The 19,368-nt window shown below is 63.6% G+C and carries 20 protein-coding genes; 18 read left to right on the forward strand and 2 right to left on the reverse strand.

Annotation, left to right across the window (positions count from 1 at the left end; translation table 11 throughout):
* Nucleotides 1-121: 121 nt before the first annotated feature.
* Genes C3F42_RS22100 through C3F42_RS22155 form a run of 12 tightly spaced genes read left to right on the forward strand, consistent with a single transcriptional unit; the run spans nucleotide 122 to nucleotide 12,150 of the window.
* Nucleotides 122-2,128: a conjugal transfer protein TraG gene (locus C3F42_RS22100; RefSeq protein ID WP_003462945.1), complete on the forward strand. Its 2,007-nt coding sequence runs from the start codon at nucleotides 122-124 to the stop codon at nucleotides 2,126-2,128.
* Nucleotides 2,125-2,613 (forward strand): CopG family transcriptional regulator, encoded by a 489-nt coding sequence (locus C3F42_RS22105; protein ID WP_104444911.1) that lies wholly within the window; start codon nucleotides 2,125-2,127, stop codon nucleotides 2,611-2,613. The genes C3F42_RS22100 and C3F42_RS22105 overlap by 4 nt, the downstream gene beginning before the upstream one ends.
* Entirely contained in the window at nucleotides 2,610-3,680 is a 1,071-nt protein-coding gene (trbB, locus tag C3F42_RS22110; RefSeq protein ID WP_003462920.1) for a P-type conjugative transfer ATPase TrbB, read from the forward strand. Before C3F42_RS22105 ends, trbB begins: the two co-directional genes overlap by 4 nt.
* The gene (locus tag C3F42_RS22115) at nucleotides 3,677-4,063 is read left to right on the forward strand and encodes a TrbC/VirB2 family protein (protein ID WP_003462919.1); all 387 of its coding nucleotides are present in this window, start codon (nucleotides 3,677-3,679) and stop codon (nucleotides 4,061-4,063) included. The genes trbB and C3F42_RS22115 overlap by 4 nt, the downstream gene beginning before the upstream one ends.
* A complete protein-coding gene (locus tag C3F42_RS22120) occupies nucleotides 4,060-4,329 on the forward strand; it encodes a VirB3 family type IV secretion system protein (RefSeq protein ID WP_003462917.1) in 270 nt (89 codons plus the stop codon). Before C3F42_RS22115 ends, C3F42_RS22120 begins: the two co-directional genes overlap by 4 nt.
* Before the next feature lie 12 nt (nucleotides 4,330-4,341).
* Nucleotides 4,342-6,792 carry a conjugal transfer protein TrbE gene (trbE, locus tag C3F42_RS22125; RefSeq protein ID WP_003462910.1) on the forward strand — a complete coding sequence of 817 codons (2,451 nt, stop codon included), beginning with the start codon at nucleotides 4,342-4,344 and terminating at the stop codon, nucleotides 6,790-6,792.
* Entirely contained in the window at nucleotides 6,789-7,532 is a 744-nt protein-coding gene (gene trbJ / locus C3F42_RS22130) for a P-type conjugative transfer protein TrbJ (protein ID WP_003462908.1), read from the forward strand. Before trbE ends, trbJ begins: the two co-directional genes overlap by 4 nt.
* A gap of 11 nt (nucleotides 7,533-7,543) precedes the next feature.
* Nucleotides 7,544-8,920, forward strand: a complete 1,377-nt coding sequence (trbL, locus tag C3F42_RS22135) for a P-type conjugative transfer protein TrbL (protein ID WP_003462906.1) — start codon at nucleotides 7,544-7,546, stop codon at nucleotides 8,918-8,920.
* A gap of 29 nt (nucleotides 8,921-8,949) precedes the next feature.
* Entirely contained in the window at nucleotides 8,950-9,654 is a 705-nt protein-coding gene (gene trbF / locus C3F42_RS22140; RefSeq protein WP_003462903.1) for a conjugal transfer protein TrbF, read from the forward strand.
* Nucleotides 9,651-10,655 (forward strand): P-type conjugative transfer protein TrbG, encoded by a 1,005-nt coding sequence (gene trbG, locus C3F42_RS22145; protein WP_003462900.1) that lies wholly within the window; start codon nucleotides 9,651-9,653, stop codon nucleotides 10,653-10,655. Before trbF ends, trbG begins: the two co-directional genes overlap by 4 nt.
* A gap of 2 nt (nucleotides 10,656-10,657) precedes the next feature.
* Complete coding sequence (locus tag C3F42_RS22150; protein ID WP_003462898.1) at nucleotides 10,658-11,935, forward strand: TrbI/VirB10 family protein; 1,278 nt, start codon at nucleotides 10,658-10,660, stop codon at nucleotides 11,933-11,935.
* Nucleotides 11,932-12,150 carry a DUF2274 domain-containing protein gene (locus tag C3F42_RS22155; protein WP_003462895.1) on the forward strand — a complete coding sequence of 73 codons (219 nt, stop codon included), beginning with the start codon at nucleotides 11,932-11,934 and terminating at the stop codon, nucleotides 12,148-12,150. Before C3F42_RS22150 ends, C3F42_RS22155 begins: the two co-directional genes overlap by 4 nt.
* A 35-nt stretch (nucleotides 12,151-12,185) precedes the next feature.
* Here C3F42_RS22155 and C3F42_RS22160 read toward each other — a convergent pair whose 3' ends face one another.
* Nucleotides 12,186-13,676: a multiprotein-bridging factor 1 family protein gene (locus C3F42_RS22160; RefSeq protein ID WP_003462893.1), complete on the reverse strand. Its 1,491-nt coding sequence runs from the start codon at nucleotides 13,674-13,676 to the stop codon at nucleotides 12,186-12,188.
* A 457-nt stretch (nucleotides 13,677-14,133) separates the two neighbouring features.
* Between C3F42_RS22160 and C3F42_RS29460 the strand changes: the two genes are divergently transcribed.
* Nucleotides 14,134-14,271: a hypothetical protein gene (locus C3F42_RS29460; protein WP_158659584.1), complete on the forward strand. Its 138-nt coding sequence runs from the start codon at nucleotides 14,134-14,136 to the stop codon at nucleotides 14,269-14,271.
* A complete protein-coding gene (locus tag C3F42_RS22165; protein ID WP_104444912.1) occupies nucleotides 14,264-14,494 on the forward strand; it encodes a hypothetical protein in 231 nt (76 codons plus the stop codon). Before C3F42_RS29460 ends, C3F42_RS22165 begins: the two co-directional genes overlap by 8 nt.
* A gap of 144 nt (nucleotides 14,495-14,638) precedes the next feature.
* Here the strand turns inward: C3F42_RS22165 and C3F42_RS22170 are convergent, their stop codons facing one another.
* On the reverse strand, nucleotides 14,639-15,235 hold the full coding sequence (locus C3F42_RS22170; protein WP_038706804.1) for a lipoprotein: 597 nt from the start codon (nucleotides 15,233-15,235) through the stop codon (nucleotides 14,639-14,641).
* A gap of 212 nt (nucleotides 15,236-15,447) precedes the next feature.
* Between C3F42_RS22170 and C3F42_RS22175 the strand changes: the two genes are divergently transcribed.
* The 4 genes from C3F42_RS22175 (at nucleotide 15,448) to C3F42_RS22190 (ending at nucleotide 19,341) form a co-directional block, all read left to right on the forward strand.
* Nucleotides 15,448-16,515: an ImmA/IrrE family metallo-endopeptidase gene (locus C3F42_RS22175; RefSeq protein ID WP_104444913.1), complete on the forward strand. Its 1,068-nt coding sequence runs from the start codon at nucleotides 15,448-15,450 to the stop codon at nucleotides 16,513-16,515.
* Nucleotides 16,496-16,981: a PIN domain-containing protein gene (locus C3F42_RS22180; RefSeq protein ID WP_104444914.1), complete on the forward strand. Its 486-nt coding sequence runs from the start codon at nucleotides 16,496-16,498 to the stop codon at nucleotides 16,979-16,981. Before C3F42_RS22175 ends, C3F42_RS22180 begins: the two co-directional genes overlap by 20 nt.
* 346 nt (nucleotides 16,982-17,327) lie before the next feature.
* Nucleotides 17,328-18,140: an alpha/beta fold hydrolase gene (locus C3F42_RS22185; protein ID WP_104444915.1), complete on the forward strand. Its 813-nt coding sequence runs from the start codon at nucleotides 17,328-17,330 to the stop codon at nucleotides 18,138-18,140.
* On the forward strand, nucleotides 18,133-19,341 hold the full coding sequence (locus C3F42_RS22190; protein ID WP_177410841.1) for a PAS domain-containing sensor histidine kinase: 1,209 nt from the start codon (nucleotides 18,133-18,135) through the stop codon (nucleotides 19,339-19,341). The genes C3F42_RS22185 and C3F42_RS22190 overlap by 8 nt, the downstream gene beginning before the upstream one ends.
* The last annotated feature ends 27 nt before the right edge of the window (nucleotides 19,342-19,368 follow it).

The following is a 19,368-nucleotide window of genomic DNA, read 5'->3' on the forward strand; positions in this document are numbered from 1 at the left end:
CCTTACTGCCGATAACGGTCTTTGACCGGCACTGAACCGACACCGATCCTGACGCCTGCGGCACGCCTTTGTGCCGCGTTTTCCACGGGGAATCAGCGCAGGAGAAATCGGAGGCCAGGGTATGCAAGCTCAGGGTGTGTTGTTCGGGCAGATCGCCGCCGTGTTCGGCATTGTGATCGCCGGTGTGTGGGGTGCCACGCAATGGACAGCCGCCGCATTGGGCTATCAGCTACGCCTGGGCTCGCCCTGGTTCGACTTGTACTGCACGCCGGTCTATTACCCGTGGAAGCTGTTCGAGTGGTGGTTCTTCTTCGACGCCTACGCGCCGCAGGTCTTCGACACTGGCGGCATGATCGCGGCGGGCAGCGGCCTACTGGCCGTGGCGGTCGCCATCGCCATGTCGGTGTGGCGCTCGCGGCAATCGCGCCTGGTCACGACCTATGGCTCGGCACGTTGGGCCAATGCCGCCGACATTCGCAAGGCCGGGCTCACGCAGCCTGCTGGTGTCTTTCTCGGCCTGCATGCCGGGCAGTACCTGCGCCATGAAGGCCCGGAACACGTCCTGACGTTCGCGCCCACGCGCTCGGGCAAGGGCGTAGGCCTGGTGGTGCCGACGCTGCTGTCCTGGCCCGCGTCCGCAGTCATCCACGACATCAAAGGCGAGAACTGGCAGATCACAGCAGGCTGGCGCTCGCGCTTCTCGCATTGCCTGCTGTTCAACCCTACCGATGCGAAGTCGGCAGCCTATAACCCACTGCTGGAAGTCCGGCGCGGCGCGCATGAAGTGCGCGACGTGCAGAACATCGCGGACATCCTGGTCGATCCCGAAGGCGCGCTGGAGAAGCGCAATCACTGGGAGAAGACTTCGCACGCGCTGCTGGTCGGGGCCATCCTGCACGTGCTCTATGCCGGCGAGGACAAGACGCTGCGCGGCGTTGCTAATTTCCTCTCCGACCCGGCCAGTCCTTTCGAGCTGACCTTGCATCGGATGATGACGACCAAGCACCTGGGTGATGCACCTCACCCGATCGTCGCATCCGCTGCCCGAGAAGTGCTGAACAAGTCGGACAACGAACGCTCGGGCGTGTTGAGCACCGCCATGTCCTTCCTCGGCCTGTACCGCGATCCGACGGTGGCCGAAGTCACCTCGCGCTGTGACTGGCGCATCGCCGACCTGATCGCATCCGAGTATCCGGTGTCGCTGTATCTGGTGGTGCCACCTTCGGACATCAGCCGCACCAAGCCGCTGATCCGGCTGATCCTCAACCAGATCGGGCGACGGCTCACCGAATCGCTGGATGGCTCCGACGGCATCGAGCGCCGCCACAAGCTACTGCTGATGCTCGACGAGTTCCCAGCGCTGGGTCGGCTGGACTTCTTCGAGACGGCGCTGGCCTTCATGGCGGGCTATGGCATCCGTAGCTTCCTGATCGCCCAGTCGCTCAACCAGATCGACAAAGCCTACGGCCAGAACCATTCGATTCTGGACAACTGCCATGTGCGTGTGACCTTCGCCACCAACGACGAACGCACGGCCAAACGCATTTCCGAAACCTTGGGCACGGCCACTGAGTTGCGCGCCCAGCGCAACTACGCAGGCCACCGGCTCGCACCGTGGCTCGGCCATCTAATGGTGTCGCGCCAAGAAACGGCACGTCCGCTGCTGACGCCAGGCGAAGTGATGCAGCTACCGACCGATGAGGCGGTGGTGATGGTGTCCAGCGTCGCGCCGATCAAGGCGAAGAAGTTGCGCTACTTCGCCGACGCCAATTTCAAGCAACGGGTATTACCGCCGCCTGCGGTGGCAGCAGGCCGCTATGCCGATGTGCCGCCGGTACGACCTGACGACTGGAGCGACCTGGCAATACCTGCGGTTCCTGCGGCACCGGCCACGGCATTCGCCGATGACCTGGAGACCCTGGGTTCGACCGATGACGGCGGCCCCCGCCGTCAGCCCGAACTGTCCGAAGCCATCGCCTATGCCCCCGAGATGGATGCCACGACCAGCGATCTGTCGCTGCTCGATGACGACGACATGCCCCAGCTGCTTCCCGGCCAGCTCGATCCCGCTCTGCAACGCACGGCGCGGCTGGCATCTCTCGACCCCAACGACGGAATCGACCTATGAGCCAATACCGATTGAACCTGTTCATCCAGCATGAGCACGCCAAGCGGCTCGATGAACTGGCCACCAAGAAAGGCGTGTCCAAGTCGTCCATCGTCGCGGCGGCGCTGGCGTCCTGGCTGTCGCCAGACGCGGGCGACCAGCGCGAGGCCGCCATCGCCAAACGGCTGGACCGCCTGTCGCGGCAGGCCGAGCGTCTGGAGCGTGATCAGAACATCCAGATAGAAACGCTGGCGTTGTTCATCCGCTACTTCCTGACCGTCAGCACGCCGGTGCCCGAAGCCCATCAGGATGCAGCCCGCGCCCAGGGCAAGGCGCGCTTCGAGCAATTCGTCGAACAGTTGGGCCGCCACCTGCTGCGTGGCCGCAGCTTGGTGCGCGACGTGGTGGAAGAGCTGCACTCCCAAGATCGTGAGTTCGGCATGCGCATGGATGACGCGGCGGCGATGGTAGCCGCCCATGAACGCACAGCGGAGCGTACGCCATGAGTGCCGTTCCTCAAATCCCGCCCGAACCGCGTTCATCCGCTGCGGCGTCCCAGGATCGCCGCATCCAGATGCTGCGCACGGCGATGGGGCCGGTGATTGCCGCCGCGCTGGAAGACCCGGACGTAGTGGAAGTGATGCTCAACCCCGACCGGACATTGTGGGTGGATCGGCTGTCCTCTGGCCGCGCACCGCTGGGCGTCGAACTGCCCGAGGCCGATGGCGAACGCATCATCCGCCTGGTCGCCGCCCATGTCGGCGCGGAGGTGCATCGCGGCCAACCGCTCTTGACCGCCGAACTGCCAGAAACCGGCGAACGCTTCGAGGGCATCCTGCCGCCCGCCGCACCCGGCCCGGCCTTTGCGCTGCGCAAGCGTGCCGTGAGCATCATCGGTCTGGATCGCTATGTGGCCGACGGCATCCTGAGCGCAGGGCAGGCCGAGTTCCTGCGTCATGCCGTGCGTGAGCGGCAGAACATCCTGATCGCCGGAGGCACCAGTACCGGCAAGACCACACTGGCGAATGCCTTGCTGGCCGAGATCGCCGCCACCGGCGACCGCGTACTGGTGCTCGAAGACACCATCGAACTGCAATGCGCGGCCCGTGACCATGTGCCGCTGCGCACCCACGCAGGCGTGGTGTCGATGCAGGAACTGGTGCGCGCCACGATGCGGCTGCGCCCGGATCGCGTGATCGTCGGCGAAGTGCGCGGCGGCGAAGCTCTGGATCTGGTGAAGGTCTGGGGCACGGGCCACCCCGGTGGCATCGCCACCATCCATGCCGGCTCTGCCTTGGGCGCACTGCTGCGCCTAGAGCAACTGATCCTTGAAGTCGCGGTGAATCCGCCCCGCGCCCTGATCGCCGAGGCGGTCAATGTGGTGATCCACATCGCAGGCCGTGGCCGCAAACGCCACGTCGAAACCATTTCTCGCGTCGTCGGTTTCGACGGCGCGGGCTACCGCCTGGCGGATGCACTGGAAGCGCCGCTTCCCGAGTTGCCGCCGGTTCCTCTTGCAGCCGCTGCCGCTGCGCCTTCCCTGACCACTGACCAACCTGGAGAACTGCCATGACGCACGTTGATGCTTTCCGTCTTTCCGTAAATCCGTTTTCTCGCCTGTCCAGCATGGCGCGGTTGCGCCGCCTGGCCCGACCCGCAGGGCAAGGGCTGCTACTCGCCGTGTTGATGTTGTTGCTGGCGGGTACTGCGCAGGCCGCCGGTTCCTCGATGCCGTGGGAAGGTCCCCTGCAATCCATTCTCGAATCCATCCAGGGGCCAGTCGCCCGCATCGTCGCGGTGATCATCATCATCGCCACCGGCCTGGCGTTGGCTTTCGGCGATACCAGTGGCGGCTTTCGCAAGCTGATCCAGATCGTCTTCGGCCTGTCCATCGCCTTCGCGGCTTCGAGCTTCTTCCTGTCGTTCTTCAGCTTCTCAGGTGGGGCCGTCGTATGAGCACGGCCACAGATCTTCCGGGCTTTGAAGTGCCGCTGCATCGCTCGCTGACCGAGCCGATCTTGCTGGGCGGTGCGCCGCGCACCGTGGCAATCGCCAACGGCACGCTGGCCGCCGCCGTCGGGCTGGGCCTGCAGCTTTGGATTCCCGGTGTGGTGCTGTGGATCGCAGGCCATTCGCTGGCGGTCTGGGGTGCGCGTGTCGATCCGCAGTTCATGCAGGTCTTCGCCCGGCACATCAAGCACAAGCCGCTGCTGGACGCATAGGGAGAAACCGACATGCTGAACCTTGCCGAATACCGCCAGCGGCCCGCGCTGCTGGCCGATTGGTTGCCCTGGGCCGGGCTGATCGCGCCGGGCGTGGTGCTGAACAAGGATGGCTCGTTCCAGCGCACGGCCCGCTTTCGTGGGCCGGATCTGGACAGCGCCACGCAAGGCGAGCTGATCGCCACGTCGGCTCGGCTCAACAACGCACTGCGCCGTCTGGGTTCAGGCTGGGCCTTGTTTATCGAGGCCGAGCGCCGCGCAGCGGCGGGCTACCCATGTTCCGAGTTTCCCGAACCGCTGTCTTGGCTGGTGGAAGAAGAACGCCGCGCGGCCTTCGAGGAATCTGGCCATCACTATGAAAGCGCCTATCACCTGACCCTGGCCTACCTGCCACCGGAGGAATCGCGCGCCCGTGCGGCCAAGCTGCTCTACGAGCATGCGCCGGGCGATGGCGTGGACTGGCGGGGCCGACTCGATGCCTTCGTGGCGGAAACCGATCGGGTTTTCGACCTGCTCGATGGCGTGATGCCGGAAATCGCCTGGCTGGATGACGCGCAGACGCTGACCTACCTGCACGCCACGGTCTCGACGCGACGCTACCGGTTGGCCGTGCCCGAAGTGCCTTTCCACCTCGACGCGCTGCTGGCCGATTCGGCGCTGGTCGGTGGTCTGGCTCCCATGTTGGGCGACCAGCACCTGCGCGTGGTGTCGGTGCGGGGCTTCCCGACCTCGACCTGGCCGGGGATTCTCGACGACCTCAACCGCCTGGGCTTTGGCTACCGCTGGAGCACGCGCTTTTTGTGCCTGGACAAAGCCGAGGCAGAAAAAGAACTCGGCCGCCTCCGCCGCCAATGGTTCGCCAAACGGAAGAACGTCGTCGCGCTGCTGCGCGAAACCGTATTCCAGCAGGAAAGCCCGCTGGTTGATACCGACGCCAACAACAAGGCCGCCGATGCCGATGCCGCCTTGCAGGAGCTGGGAAGCGATCAGGTGTCTTTCGGCTACCTGACGGCCACCGTCACCGTCATGGACACGGATGCCGCCGTAGCTGATGAAAAGCTGCGCATGGTGGAGCGCGTCATTCAGGGGCGCGGCTTCGTCACCATCCCTGAAACCTTGAATGCGGTGGATGCCTGGCTGTCGTCCATTCCCGGTAACGCCTACGCGAATGTGCGCCAGCCCATCGTCTCGACGCTGAACCTGGCGCACATGATGCCGCTGTCTGCCGTGTGGGCCGGCCCAGAGAAGAACGCGCATCTGGATGGCCCGCCGCTGATTGTCACCCGCACCGATGGCGCGACGCCGTTTCGGCTGGTGACGCACATCGGCGACGTGGGCCACACGCTGGTCGCGGGGCCGACCGGCATGGGCAAGTCGGTGCTGCTCGCCACGCTGGCGATGCAGTTCCGCCGTTATCCCGGTTCACGCATCTTCGCCTTCGATATGGGCCGCTCGATGCGCGCCACCATCCTGGGACTCGGCGGCGAGCATTACGACCTGGGCAATGACGGGGCGATTGCTTTCCAGCCATTGGCCCGCATCGACCACGAGGGCTACCGCACCTGGGCGACCGAATGGGTGGAAGGCCGCCTGTTGCATGAAGGTGTCGCCATCGGCCCGGACGAGAAGGCCGCGATCTGGTCGGCACTGGGCAGCCTCGCCGGTGCACCGGTGGAGCAGCGCACGCTGACGGGCCTGTCGGTGCTGCTGCAATCGAACGCACTGCGCCAGGCGCTCGCGCCCTATGTGCTGGGCGGTGCCCACGGCAAGCTGCTGGACGCCGATGCCGACCGGCTGGGTTCCGGCAGCGTGCAGGGCTTCGAGATGGAAGAGCTGATGCACAGCAAGGCGGCGGTGCTGGCTGTGCTGGGCTACCTGTTCGCCCGCTTCGATGAACGCTTCGACGGCGCGCCCACGCTGCTGATCCTTGATGAAGCCTGGTTGTTCCTTGATGACCCGGTGTTCGCCGCCCGCATTCGCCAGTGGCTCAAGACGCTGCGCAAGAAGAATGTCAGCGTCATCTTTGCCACCCAGTCGCTGGCCGACATCAAGGATTCGAGCATTGCCCCGGCAGTGATCGAAAGCTGCGCCAGTCGGATCTTTCTCCCAAATCCGCAGGCCACCGAGCCGCAGATCCGCACGATCTACGAAGGCTTCGGGCTGAACTCGCGCCAGATCGAGATCGTGGCGACCGCGCAGCCCAAGCGCGACTACTACTACCAATCACGCCTGGGAAATCGCCTGTTCGACCTCGACCTGGGGCCAGCCACGCTGGCCTTCGCGGGTGCATCCACCCCGCAAGACCAACGTGACATGGATCGCGTGCTGCTGGAGGCAGGCACACCGGGCTTCGCCGGTGCCTGGTTGCGCCATCGCGGCCTCGATTGGGCCGCCGACCTGCTGCCGTCCTCACCGGCAGCAGCGTCCTTCCTCGCTTCTCAACGACCGGAGGTTTCACCATGAAGACCCAACCCCGTTTGCTGTCCGTCTCGCTCGCCGCCGTGCTGTCGGTATCGCTGCTGGCCTCACAGCCTGCATCCGCGCTGACGGTGTTCGACCCGTCCAACTTCGTGCAGAACACGCTGACCGCCGTGCGCACGCTGGAGCAGATCAACAACCAGATCAACCAGCTTCAGAACGAAGCGCAGATGCTGATGAACCAGGCGCGCAATCTGGCGAATCTGGACTTCAACATCGTCAATCGCCTGCGCTCGACGTTGGCGACCACCGAGCGGCTGATCGCCGAGGCTCGCGGCCTGGCCTACGACGTGCAGAGCATGGATGCCACCTTCGCCCGGCTGTACCCGGAGCAGTACGCCGCGACCGTCAGCGGCGACCAGATGCTGCGCGACGCGCAGGAGCGCTGGAAGAACACGCTGAACGGCCTGCACACCGCGATGCGGATGCAGGCGCAGGTGTCGCAGAACTTGGCGCAAGACGAAAGCGCATTGGCCGACCTCGTGAGCCAGAGCCAGTCCGCCACCGGCGCGCTGCAAGCCATGCAGGCGACCAACCAGCTTCTGGCCTTACAGGCCAAGCAGTCGATCCAGGCGCAGCAGCTCCAGATCACGCAGGAACGCGCCGCCGCGCTGGAACTGGCACGCCAAGCAGCGGCTGTCGAGCGCGGCCGTGAAGTAACGCGCCGATTCCTGGGCGATGGCACGCCATACACGCCGCAGCGCGTGGATTTCTACGGCAACTGACAGGGGCTGCCATGAACGACGTGACGGTCATCGACCGCTTCCTCGACACCTTCTCGCGCTACATCGACTCGGGTTTTGGGCTGCTGCAGGGCGAAGTCGCGTTCCTCACCGCCACGCTGATCGTCATCGACATGACCATCGCCGGGCTGTACTGGGCGATGAGCCATGCCACCGGCCAGGGCGATGAAGTGATCGCCAAGCTGCTGCGCAAGGTGCTGTACGTCGGTGCCTTCGCCTACATCATCAATAACTTCAACTGGCTGGCCAGCATCGTCTTCCGCTCGTTCGCGGGCCTGGGCCTGACGGCCAGCGGCTCGACGATGAGCATGGGCGAATTCCTGCAACCGGGACGCCTGGCCAAGACCGGCATCGACGCGGCAGCGCCGATCCTTGAGCAGATCAGTGACATGGCGGGCTTCCCCGAGGTGTTCGTGAACATGACGCCCATCGTGGTCATGTTCCTGGCCTGGGCGGTGGTGATCCTGTGTTTCTTCGTGCTGGCGATCCAGCTTTTCATCACCTTGATCGAGTTCAAGCTGACCACGCTCGCGGGCTTCGTACTGGTGCCGTTCGCGCTGTGGAACAAGACCAGCTTTCTCGCCGAAAAGGTGCTGGGCAACGTAGTGTCCTCGGGCATCAAGGTGCTGGTGCTGGCCGTTATCGTCGGCATTGGCTCGGGCCTGTTTGCCGAGTTCCAGGTACATCCGGCCGAGCCGTCCATCGACCATGCGGTGGTCATCATGCTGGCCTCGCTCACGCTGCTGGCGCTGGGAATCTTCGGGCCGGGTATCGCCACCGGGCTGGTCTCCGGCGCACCGCAGCTTGGCGCAGGCGCGATGGCCGGTGCTGCGATTGGTGCCGCAGGCGCGGCGGTTGCCGTAGGTGCTGCGGCCACCGGCGTGGGCGGTGCGGTGATGGCCGGGGCGCGCATGGCACCGGCTGCCGCCAAGCTCGCCGGGGCTGGCGCGCGGGCCGCAACCTCGGCGGCTGGCAGCGCGAAGTCGGCCTTTCAGGCCGGTTCCGCCGCTGCGGGCGGCGGAGCCAAAGGCGCGATGGCAGGGCTGGGCAATGTCGCCAAGGGCGGCGCACAGACCGCTGGTCAGCGCGCTGGTGCAGGCATCAAAGCGGCGGCAGCCAAGGCGGCCGCGCCATTCAAAGCAGGCTGGCAAGGCTCTGGCGCCGATGGCGGCGCAGGCGGTAGCACTGCCGGTTCCGGGCAAACCGCCGCTGGCGATGCCAACGCGCAGAAGCAGGAACAACCCGGCTGGGCCAAGCGCCTGCAACGTCGCCAACAACTCACCCAGGCCACCACCACGGCCGCGCACACGCTGCGCGGTGGCGACGGCGGCGGTTCGGGCCAAGGCCCGAGCCTGCGCCCCGATGAATGACCCGATAGCTGACTTTCAAGGAGAACTCCATGCGATTCAAACGACCGCAGGTGCGCTATGCCGATACGCCGCAGCCTGCCACTCCGTATCAAGCCGCTGCCCAGGTGTGGGACGAGCGCATCGGCTCGGCCCGCGTGCAGGCCAAGAACTGGCGGCTGATGGCCTTTGGCTGCCTGGTGCTCGCGCTGCTGATGGCCGGTGGCCTGGTGTGGCGCTCAGCACAATCCATCGTCACGCCCTATGTCATCGAGGTCGATCAGTCCGGCCAAGTGCGCACCGTGGGCGAAGCGGCCACGCCGTACCGACCCACCGATGCGCAGACGGCGCACCACATCGCGCGCTTCGTGACGCTGGTGCGCTCGCTGTCCATCGACCCCATCGTCGTGCGCCAGAACTGGCTCGATGCCTACGACTACACCACCGATCGGGGCGCGGCGGTGCTCAACGACTATGCGCGGGTGAATGACCCGTTTGCCCGTATCGGCAAGGAGTCGGTGACGGTGCAGATCACCAGTGTGGTTCGCGCCAGTGAGGCGTCGTTCAACGTGCGCTGGACGGAACGCCGCTACGTCAATGGCGCGGCTGCCGGGCTGGAGCGATGGACGGCGGTGGTGTCCATCGTGCAGCAGACCCCGCGCACCGAAGAACGCCTGCGCCGCAACCCGCTGGGCATCTACGTCAATGGCCTGTCGTGGAGCCGTGAACTGGATTCTTCTGAAGGAGCCAAACCATGAATGCACATTTCCGTAAAGCCGCATTGCCGGTGATCTTGCTGGCATCGACTGTCCTGTTTGCGGGCTGCGCCACGCAGGGCAAGCCGCCGCCGGTGATCTCGCTCGATGAACCGGTGCAAGCGCAGCCATTGCCCGAGCCGCCCAAACCCATCGAAGTGGTGGCCGTGCCCGAACCGTTGGCATTGCCCGCGCAGTTGAAGCCGCTGCCGGACGTGGATGCGGCCCCGGCGGCACTGGAGCCTGCTGACGAGAAGGTGCGCGTCTCCCGCGCCAATGCCGAGGCACGGATCGCGCCGACCCGCGAGGGCTACGTCAATGCGATTCAGGTCTGGCCCTTCACCGATGGCGCGCTGTACCAGGTCTATGCGTCGGTGGGTCGCGTGACGGTGATCGCGCTCCAACCCGGCGAGGAACTGGTGACGGTCGCTGCGGGCGACACGGTGCGCTGGATCGTGGGTGACACCTCCAGCGGCAGCGGGGCCGATTTGCGCGTCAATGTGCTGGTCAAGCCTATTCGTTCCGGCTTGAAGACCAATCTGGTCATCACGACCAGCCGCAGGACGTACCTGCTGGAACTGACCTCGACCGACAAGGCATGGATGGCGTCGGTGTCCTGGGACTATCCCAAGGATCGGATGCTGGCCTTGCAGCGCCAGGCGCAAGCCGCCAACGCGGCCGCGCCGGTCGATGCGGGCCTGTCGTTGGAGAACATCCGATTTCGCTATGCAATCAGCGGCAGCAATCCACCGTGGAAGCCGCTGCGCGCCTTCGATGATGGAGAGAAGGTCTATATCCAGTTCCCGGCAGGCATCGCCCAGGGCGAACTGCCCCCACTGTTCGTCATCGGTGCGCAGGGGGATGGGCAACTGGTGAACTATCGCTTCCGCTCGCCGTACTACATCGTGGATCGCCTGTTCGGTGCGGCCGAACTTCGCCTGGGCGCCGACAAGGGCGACGTGGTGCGCATCGAGCGCACGGATGGCATTGCCGGGAGGAACTGAGTATGAGCCAGGATGACATTCCCGACCTTGCCACGCCTCAGGCGGACAAGGTGGCTCCCGAGGCGGTGGCGCTGCGCGCCCAACCGCGCCCGGTCACGCGCCTGAACCGGCGCACGCTGGCGATCCTCGCCGGCTGCTTGTCGGTTGGCGTGATGGGCGCACTGATCTGGTCGCTGCAGCCGCAGCAACGCGGCGCGGGTGAATCCACCGAGCTGTACAACGTGGATCGCGTGTCCAAGTCGGAGGGACTGGATGCGCTGCCAACGGACTATTCCAAGCTGCCACCGCTGCCGCCCGACGTGCCGGAACTGGGGCCTCCTTTGCCTGGCGACCTGGGGCCAGCCATCGTGAACTCGCAGCAGCCGGTCGCCGCCACCTATGCCGCGCCCGGCTACGACCCCAACGATGCGCTGCGCAAGGAAGAAGAAGCGGCGGCAGCTTCATCGGTGTTCTTTCGCACTGGCTCCCCGCAGGCTGCGCCCGTGGCGCAGTCGCAGGTCGCCGCCGCACCGGGCTTCGCTGCCAATGCCGCTTTCGATCCCCTGGCCGCTGGCCCGGCCTCGACGGCGGCCCAGCCTGCTGATCCGACTGCCGTGCAGAACCGGCAAGACCAGAAAGAGGCGTTCCTGACAGGCGGTTCTACGGAAACCCGTAACTCCGGCAACCTGCAAATACCCACCTCGCCGTATCAAGTGATGGTTGGAACGGTCATTGCTGGGGCACTGGTCACGGGCATCAAGTCCGACCTGCCGGGCGATGTGATCGCCACGGTGACGGAACCGATCTACGACACGGCCACTGGCAAGTTCCTGCTGATCCCGCAGGGTTCGCGCATCTTGGGCAAGTACAACAGCCAGGTCAGCTATGGCCAGAGCCGCGTGCAGGTGGTGTGGAACCGCATCATCCTGCCGGATACGTCTTCGCTCACGCTCGACAACCTGATCGGCACCGACCCGGCAGGTTATGCGGGTCTGGAAGACGATGTGGACTGGCATTGGGATCGGATCTTTGCCGGTGCCGTGCTGACCACGCTGCTGGGCGTCGGTGCCGAACTGGCCGCACCCGAGAACCGCCAGGACGGTGATCGCGTCATCATCGCCGGGCGCGACAGCCTGCAGGACACCGTGAACCAGGTCGGCCAGGAAGTGACCCGGCGCAACCTCAACATCCAGCCCACGCTGACCAGCCGCCCCGGCTTGCCGGTGCGCATCATCGTGAACCGTGATCTGGTGCTGCGGCCCTATCAGCCGCTGTTCTTCATCAAGGGGACTTCACGATGAGCACAACCAGGAAACTACGGCTGGGGCCGCTGCCCAAGATCGAGAGCGTGAAGCTGACCTTCGCCTGCCCGGCCAGCTTGAAAGCCGATCTCGACCGCTACGCCGCACTGCATGCGCAGGCGTATGGCGAGGCGGTTGATGCCACGACGCTGATCCCGCACATGCTGGAGGCGTTCATGGCGGGGGATCGAAACTTCAAGCGGCTCTCAAAGTGAGGGAATGACACGAGAGCAGCTTAGGCAATCAGCGATCAGGATGGTTGCCCATCAATAGGCGCGTTGCTCGGTTGCAGTCTAATACTTTGGAGCACCTGGATTTCCTGGTTTCCGCTGTAGTCCTGTTGACTCCACGAGGGCACCGATGCGTAGTGCCGAAAAGTTTGCTTGAATTCCTCTTCCTCGAAGAATCCCAAAAGGTTTCCATCATCTCTCTCGGAGAAAGGCAGGGCATAGACGTACATGTAGCACCCCAGTCGGAATTCACACAAGACATGGGGCATCTTCGAATGAGGCTCCTTGCGGATGTACAAAGTGATCTGGGCCGATGGGTCGGGAGGGAGCATTACCACTGCAGCGGCTATCTTCGGCAAAGGAGCTTCGGAAGATTCGCCATAGCGTACCCAACGGATCGTTTTCGCCAGTGCAGGAAGTTCTTGTTCTGGAATAACAGATAGGGCGATCTTGCTCAGAGCGCGGTAGAAACTCTGTGGGACTATGGGTTTTCCCGTTCCTAGTTGCGCAGTCAGTACGCCGGAAGCATCCTCAGAGATTTTCTCGGATACAACGACCATCATCTTGTCGTTGTTGCCATCACGGAACAGCCTGCCCCCTGGGAATTTAACAGTAGGCAATGACCCGCGAGCTTCAATGCCGAGAAACACCCGCTGGATATTGAGAAGCTCGACAAGGGTGGGCTCGATCTTGTCTCCGAAATACTGATTGCAATCGTCACATTCGTCAGCGAGCTTGAGGTACTTGTTGCCCAGTGCGGCTGGAATGGCATGGGCCTCCTTATTGAATTGTGCTCCAGTCTTCCTTGAGTTGCCACAAAATCGACAAGTTCTGTCTGCCTTCTTGGCATTGCCGATGTTGAAATGTTTGTCGGTTCGAGGCATGCACAAGTCATATTTCTCAAGCAAGCGCCCGAAGACCTGCAAGTGTTCATCTAGAGGTTGCTCTTGCGGATGATTGAGCTGGTGCAGTACCTGCTCATAGCGAAATTGCTCAGCCGTTGAGGACGGCGGCGTTGGCAGGAGCAGGAAGAACTCCCCGTCAGGCATGTCGTCGAGCATCTTGCGCAAGCGGAACAGATGTGGCGTTTTAGCCGCATGCCGATCGACGTAATCGTGGACCTTGTTCCTGAGTTCTGGCGTTGCGCACTGGATTGTGTCGATCGAAACCTTTGGAGGCTCGACTTTGCCAAAGATTGACGCAAAGTCGATCACTGGCCCGGCCGCTTCGGGGGTAAAAGTGACGATCAAGCCACTCGTCCCGCGCTCAGTCATGAACGTCCAATGAAAGCCATGACTAACGCCTGTCTCGGTAAATAGCACACCCGCCGCTTCCAACGCTTGACGGATGGCAAGCGCGTTGTTTGGTATAGGACTGCGCTGCCCGCGTTCGAAGTCAGCGATCGTGGAGATTGCAACCCCTGCCTTGGCGGCGAGATCTTGCTGCGACCAGCCGAGCAAGCTGCGCGCGGCACGAACTTGCTCCGGTCTTGGAATGGTTTCTGATGCCATAAAACACGATGTCAGTTAAAAAATATGACATCAATTATTCTATGAAAGAGTTTGGGAGTCAAGCCATGGGTCAAGCTGGGATGTGAAGAACTGGGCTATGCTGACAACCTGCTGTTCGCAATGTCCATCGGTTTTCGATACCGATGCAACGCGACATGGCTTGCCACTGCGACGCTCCTATGTGGCTCCTAGACCACGAAGTCGCACCTCTGCAAAGCAGCCTAAGAACGAGCTAACCTGCTGTCTCATATACAGTTTCAAGTTTTGCGTGAGCCGCATAAAAGACTTGACACCGGCCCTTTTTTGTGCCCGCGATGTCGCGTCATGGCGGTGGTGCGCGGGACACCTTCGGGTGTGCCGGGCCCCTTTCGTCCCGGTCGGCCAACCCGCGTACTGCTGCCACCTAAACTTGCTTGGCCGCGAGCGGTGGCAGTTCCACAACGAAAGGAACTCATGCATGACCACCAAGATACTGAGGATCCTCGCATCCGCTCTCCGCCGGCCAACCCGTGCGGCCACCCCATCCCCAACCTTCTACCCGATCGACAGCCAATCCCTCGCCGAGCGCGCCAACCGGGAGACGCCCCATGACTGACCACGAACGCATGTCTACCCTGCAAAGCTACATCTGGACCCTCGAACTGCTAGGCGAGGCGCTGGTCCAGCATGACGAGGTGCTCGAGTGCGAACACAACCCGCAACTGAGCTTTCGCAACACCGCGGGCATTCACCAGGCGATCCGGATCATCAGCCGCTTGGCCAGCGAGCAGTTCGGCAAGCTGGAGGTGATGAAAGAAGAGGGTGTTTCTACAGGCTGATGCTGCACATCATCGGGGCCGCTTTGCGGCCCTATTGCGGGGTGTGTCCTGAGCGGACTCCACTTGATCCATCGCGTCGTGCAAGAGCGTGCCCGGTCGGCAACGCATCGCTCGCCCGGTGTTTCATCACCCCCGAAACAGCGCCTACCAGAACCACCCACCCCGAGCCAGCTCCTGCTCACAACTCCGATACTGCGCCCCAAACACCGAAGCCCGCGCCTGCACCTTCTGCGACACGTTCTTCAGCCACGGCTTGGCGTCGTAACTACGGTTGCGGTAGCCGCCCCAGCCTTCGTGGTAATTCAGGTACTGGCCGTAGGCGTCCCACTTGGACGTGCCGTTTACCCGCTGGCTCTTCTGCATGTACCAGCCCATGAAGTCGAGGGCGTCGGCGAAGTCGTCGCGGGCGGCGCCCCAGCCGCCGGCTTCGCGCTTGTAGTCGGCCCAGGTCTCGTCCTTGGCCTGGGCGTAGCCGTAGGCGGTGCTGACCCGGCCCCAGGGGATGAAGCCGAGGAAGTAATAACGCGGCGGCAGGGCGTCGTGCTTGAACGACGACTCCTGGTACATCATCGCCATCGGCACCTGCACCGGGGCGCCCCAGCGCGCCTGCATCTTCAACGCCGCCTCGTGCCACTTCGGCTTCTCGCGGAAGATCTCGCAAAGGTTCTCGGGGTTGGCGGGAGGCTTGGTGGCACAGCCGGCTACAGCCAGGAGCAGGGCCGGCATGGTGAGCCGAAGCATGGAGGGGTTTCCTTGTGCGGACGTCGGGGTCGCAGGGCGCTGACGCTTTATACATTCTTTTGAGACGCAGATGAATCAGCGGGCGAGCGTGACTGGTCCAGTTCTTGGCACGGCCTCGCTAGCACGGTCGTAACCCAAGCCTCGACGGGTAGTGCTATCAGGTTTATATTTACTGGTAATTTATTTTTTTCGTAAACCGAGGGAGGTCGCCGATGATCGGCGAGCGGCTCAAACGTGCCCGCGCTGCTGCTGGCCTGTCGATGCAGGCGCTAGGTGAGCAGGTGGGCGTGAGCGCCAACATGATCAAGAAGTACGAACATGATCAAAGCATGCCCAGTTCTGGCGTGCTCGTGCGTTTGTGCAAGGCGCTGTCGGTGCGCGCCGAGTATTTCTTCCGTCCGCCCAAGGTCGAGCTGGCGGGGGTCGAATATCGCAAGCGTTGCAGCACGCCCAAGGCGATCCTCAAGCGCATCGAGGCCGATGTGCTGGATCAGGCGGAGCGCTGGCAAGAGCTGATCAACCTATGGCCGGACTATCCCGTGCAGGCGTTCAGCGCGCCGGCGGGGCTGCCTGCGCAGTTGGAATCGTTACAGGCGGTCGACAACCTGGCAGACCAGGTGCGGCAGCTGTGGGGGCTGGGGTCTAGCCCGATTCCCGATTTGATCGACGTGCTGGAGACGCATGGGATTCTGGTGATCATCACCCAGGTCGATGCGCAGGCGAAGTTCGATGGCCTGCAGGCCAGCGTGGCGGGGCAGCCGGTCATCGTGGTGTCGGCTGACTGGCCGGGGGACCGGCAGCGTTTCACCCTGGCCCACGAGCTCGGCCACCTGCTGATGCACGGTCGCTTGGCCGAAGGCCTGGACGAGGAAAAGGCCTGTAACCGTTTCGCTTCGGCATTGCTGGTGCCGGCCAGCGCCATGCGGCAGCATCTGGGCAACAAGCGTCACATGCTGGAGGTGCGCGAGTTGTATCTGCTCAAGGCGGAATTTGGCCTCAGCATGCAGGGCTGCCTGTATCGCGCTGGCGACCTGGAGATCATCCCGCAGGCTGTGCGTGAGCGGCTGTTCATGGTGTTCGTCAAACAGGGCTGGCGCAAGCAGGAGCCAGGGTCGGCGTATCGGCAGGAAACCACGCGGTTGTTCCAGCAACTGGTCTATCGCGCCTTGGGGGAGGGGATCCTCAGTGAGTCCAAGGCGGCGGAGTTGCTGGGCATGACGATCTATCAGTTCCACCAGGCGCGCAAACTGGAGTTACTGGATGCAGCTGCTCATCAGTGATGCAAACATCCTGATCGACCTTGAAGAGGGCGAGCTGCTGGCTCAACTCTTCACGCTGCCTTACCAGTTTACTGTGCCAGATATCCTCTACTTCGATGAGCTCGAAGCCCAGCATGGGCATCTGCTGGGCCTAGGGCTCAAGTTGGCTGAACTCAACGCTGCCACCATGCTTTACGCCGTGGAATTGGTTGGCCGGGTCAGGGGGCCTAGTCGTAATGATTGCTTCGCCCTGGCGCTGGCCAGGCAGGAGAAATGCCCGCTGCTGTCCGGTGATGAGGCGCTGCGCAAAGCGGCATTGCTGGAAAACGTCGAGGTGAAGGGGACGCTCTGGGTGGTTGAGGAGCTTGTTCGAGAGGGGGTGATCACTGTTGATCAGGCCCATGATGCCTACATGCGGATGCAGGCAAATGCGCGGCGCCTGCCATGGGTAGTTGCTCATCAACGGCTGGATGATTTTTATCGATAGTGATGACTTTTTGAACTCGCGCGTATTGGTTTTCGTCGACCCAATCGTGGGGCAAGTCCTCTTCCACGATCCTGCTCCCGAGCCGTTAATGCTGAACTCGCTGTTCGCCCGGCTATTTACCGCATAATCTGCCCTCTTTCTCCCCATATCGCGTATGGTGTCCACCAGTTCAACCCCGATCCACCCGGTGCGCCCGTGACGTCGAGCCCCGCGCACTGCTGCTTCATTGGCCGCCCCAACCCGCCGGTTAATCCAAGCCACCCGCCCCACGCCTCGACTATTCTCACCAGCAGCATGGACCGCTCGGCACTGCTCAGCACAACGTTGCACGACATCGGGATAGGTAATGACCCTGCAAAAGCGTAACAACGTGCACGTCGCTGGGAACGGCAGTGCCACCTTGATCCTGTCTCACGGCTTCGGCTGCGATCAGTCGATGTGGCGCTGCCTGCTGCCTCATCTGGTCACGCGCTTTCGCGTGGTCAGCTACGACCTGGTTGGCGCCGGTCAGTCCGACCTTGCGGCCTACACGGCGGAAAAATATGCGTCGCTCTGGGGCTATGCCACGGACCTCAACGAGCTGATCGACGCTTATGCCGAGGGGCCGGTGATCGTGGTCGGGCACTCGGTAAGCGCAATGATCGGCGTGCTGGCCGAGCGTCAGCGGCCCGGGCGGATTGCCGGGCTGGTGATGATCGGCGGCTCGCCCTGCTACATCGATTCGGCGGGGTACTCCGGTGGCTTTGCGCCGGATGAAATCCAGGCGCTGCTCACCACCCTCGAAGACAACTACCTCGGCTGGTCCAGTTCCATGGCCCCGACGCTGATGGGCACGCCCGGGCAACCATTGCTGGAGGCGGAGCTGACCAGCAGTTTTTGCCGCACCGACGCGCAGATCGCCCGGCACTTTGCCCGGGTCATCTTCCTCTCCGATCACCGCCAGGAGGTCAGCGGCCTGCCGGTACCGACGCTGATCGTGCAATGCACGGGCGACCCGGTGGTGCCGGTGGGCGTAGGCGAGTACCTGCACCGCGTGCTCCCCGACAGCCAGATGAGCCTTATCGACAACATGGGCCATTACCCGCAGTTGAGTGCCCCGGGTGCCTGCGCGGCGGCGATGGATGCGTTCTTCGCCGGGCATGGATTCGGCCATGAATGACGCCGCCTTGTTGTTCGATGAGTCGTTGTTCGAGCATGCGCCGTGCGGGCTGGTCGTCATGGCCGCGGATGGCACCGTGCTGCGCTGCAACCAGACCTTCAGCCAGTGGCTGGGACATGACCCGGCGGCGTTGCAGGCGCGCAGTTTCGATCAGTTGCTGACGGCTGCGGGGCGGGCGTTCCAGCTCACGCACTGGGGGCCGTTGATGAACCTGCAGGGCTCGGTGTCGGAGGTGAAGCTCGAACTGCGCCATCGCGATGGGCACCTGCTGGCCATGCTGCTCAACGGGGTGCGGCGTGAAACCGCCGAGGGGGTGCGCTACCACCTGGCGCTGCTCGGCACCGGCGAGCGGGACCGCAACGAACGGGCGGCGCTGGTGGCCATGCAGCGCGCCGAAGAGCTGCTGGCGCAGAAGGTCAGCGCCGAGGCCGCCCTGCAACGGGCACAGGCCGAACTTGCCGCTGCCTATGAAAACGCCGAGCGCCGCGCCATCCTCGCCGAGCAGATGGTCGCGGTCGCCAGCCATGACCTGAAGAACCCGATGACGGCCATCAAGATGGCGACCGAACTGCTCGAACGCGATGCCGACAGCGACCGGGCCCGGCGCTTGCTGGGCAGCATCGGCAGTGCCGCCGACCGGGCGCAGCGGATGATCGTCGACCTGCTGGACTTCGCCTCGATCAGGCTAGGGCAGGGCATCCGCGTGACGCGTCAGCAGGTCGATTTGCGCCAGGCGGTGGACCAGTGCGTGAGCGAGCTCAGGGTGGCCTTCGCCCAGGCCGGTATTCGCCATTATTCGCGCGGGCATGGCACCTTCGAAGTGGACCAGGACCGCTTGCAGCAGATGCTCGGCAACCTGGTCGCCAACAGCGTGGCCTATGGCGACCCGGGCTTGCCGATCACCGTGACCACCGACTTGAAGGATGAAGGCGCGACCTTGAGCGTTCACAATCACGGGCCGGCCATTGCTGATGCGTTGATCCCGACGCTGTTCGAGCCGATGACGCGAGGCAGCGAGCGCGAGGATCCGCTGCGTTCGGTGGGCCTGGGCTTGTTCATCGTCAAGCAGATTGTCGAGGCGCATGGCGGCAGGATCGGCATGCGTTCGGATGCGATCTATGGCACTACCTTCACCGTGTGGTTGCCGGCCAGGGGGGCTTTACCTGGCACTGTTGCTGCCGTTGATGGACGGGAACAGTAATCTGCCACGTTCTTCCTGCTCTTGCAG

It is taken from the genome of Pseudomonas sp. PONIH3 (assembly GCF_002934345.1).
GTDB lineage: Bacteria > Pseudomonadota > Gammaproteobacteria > Pseudomonadales > Pseudomonadaceae > Aquipseudomonas > Aquipseudomonas soli.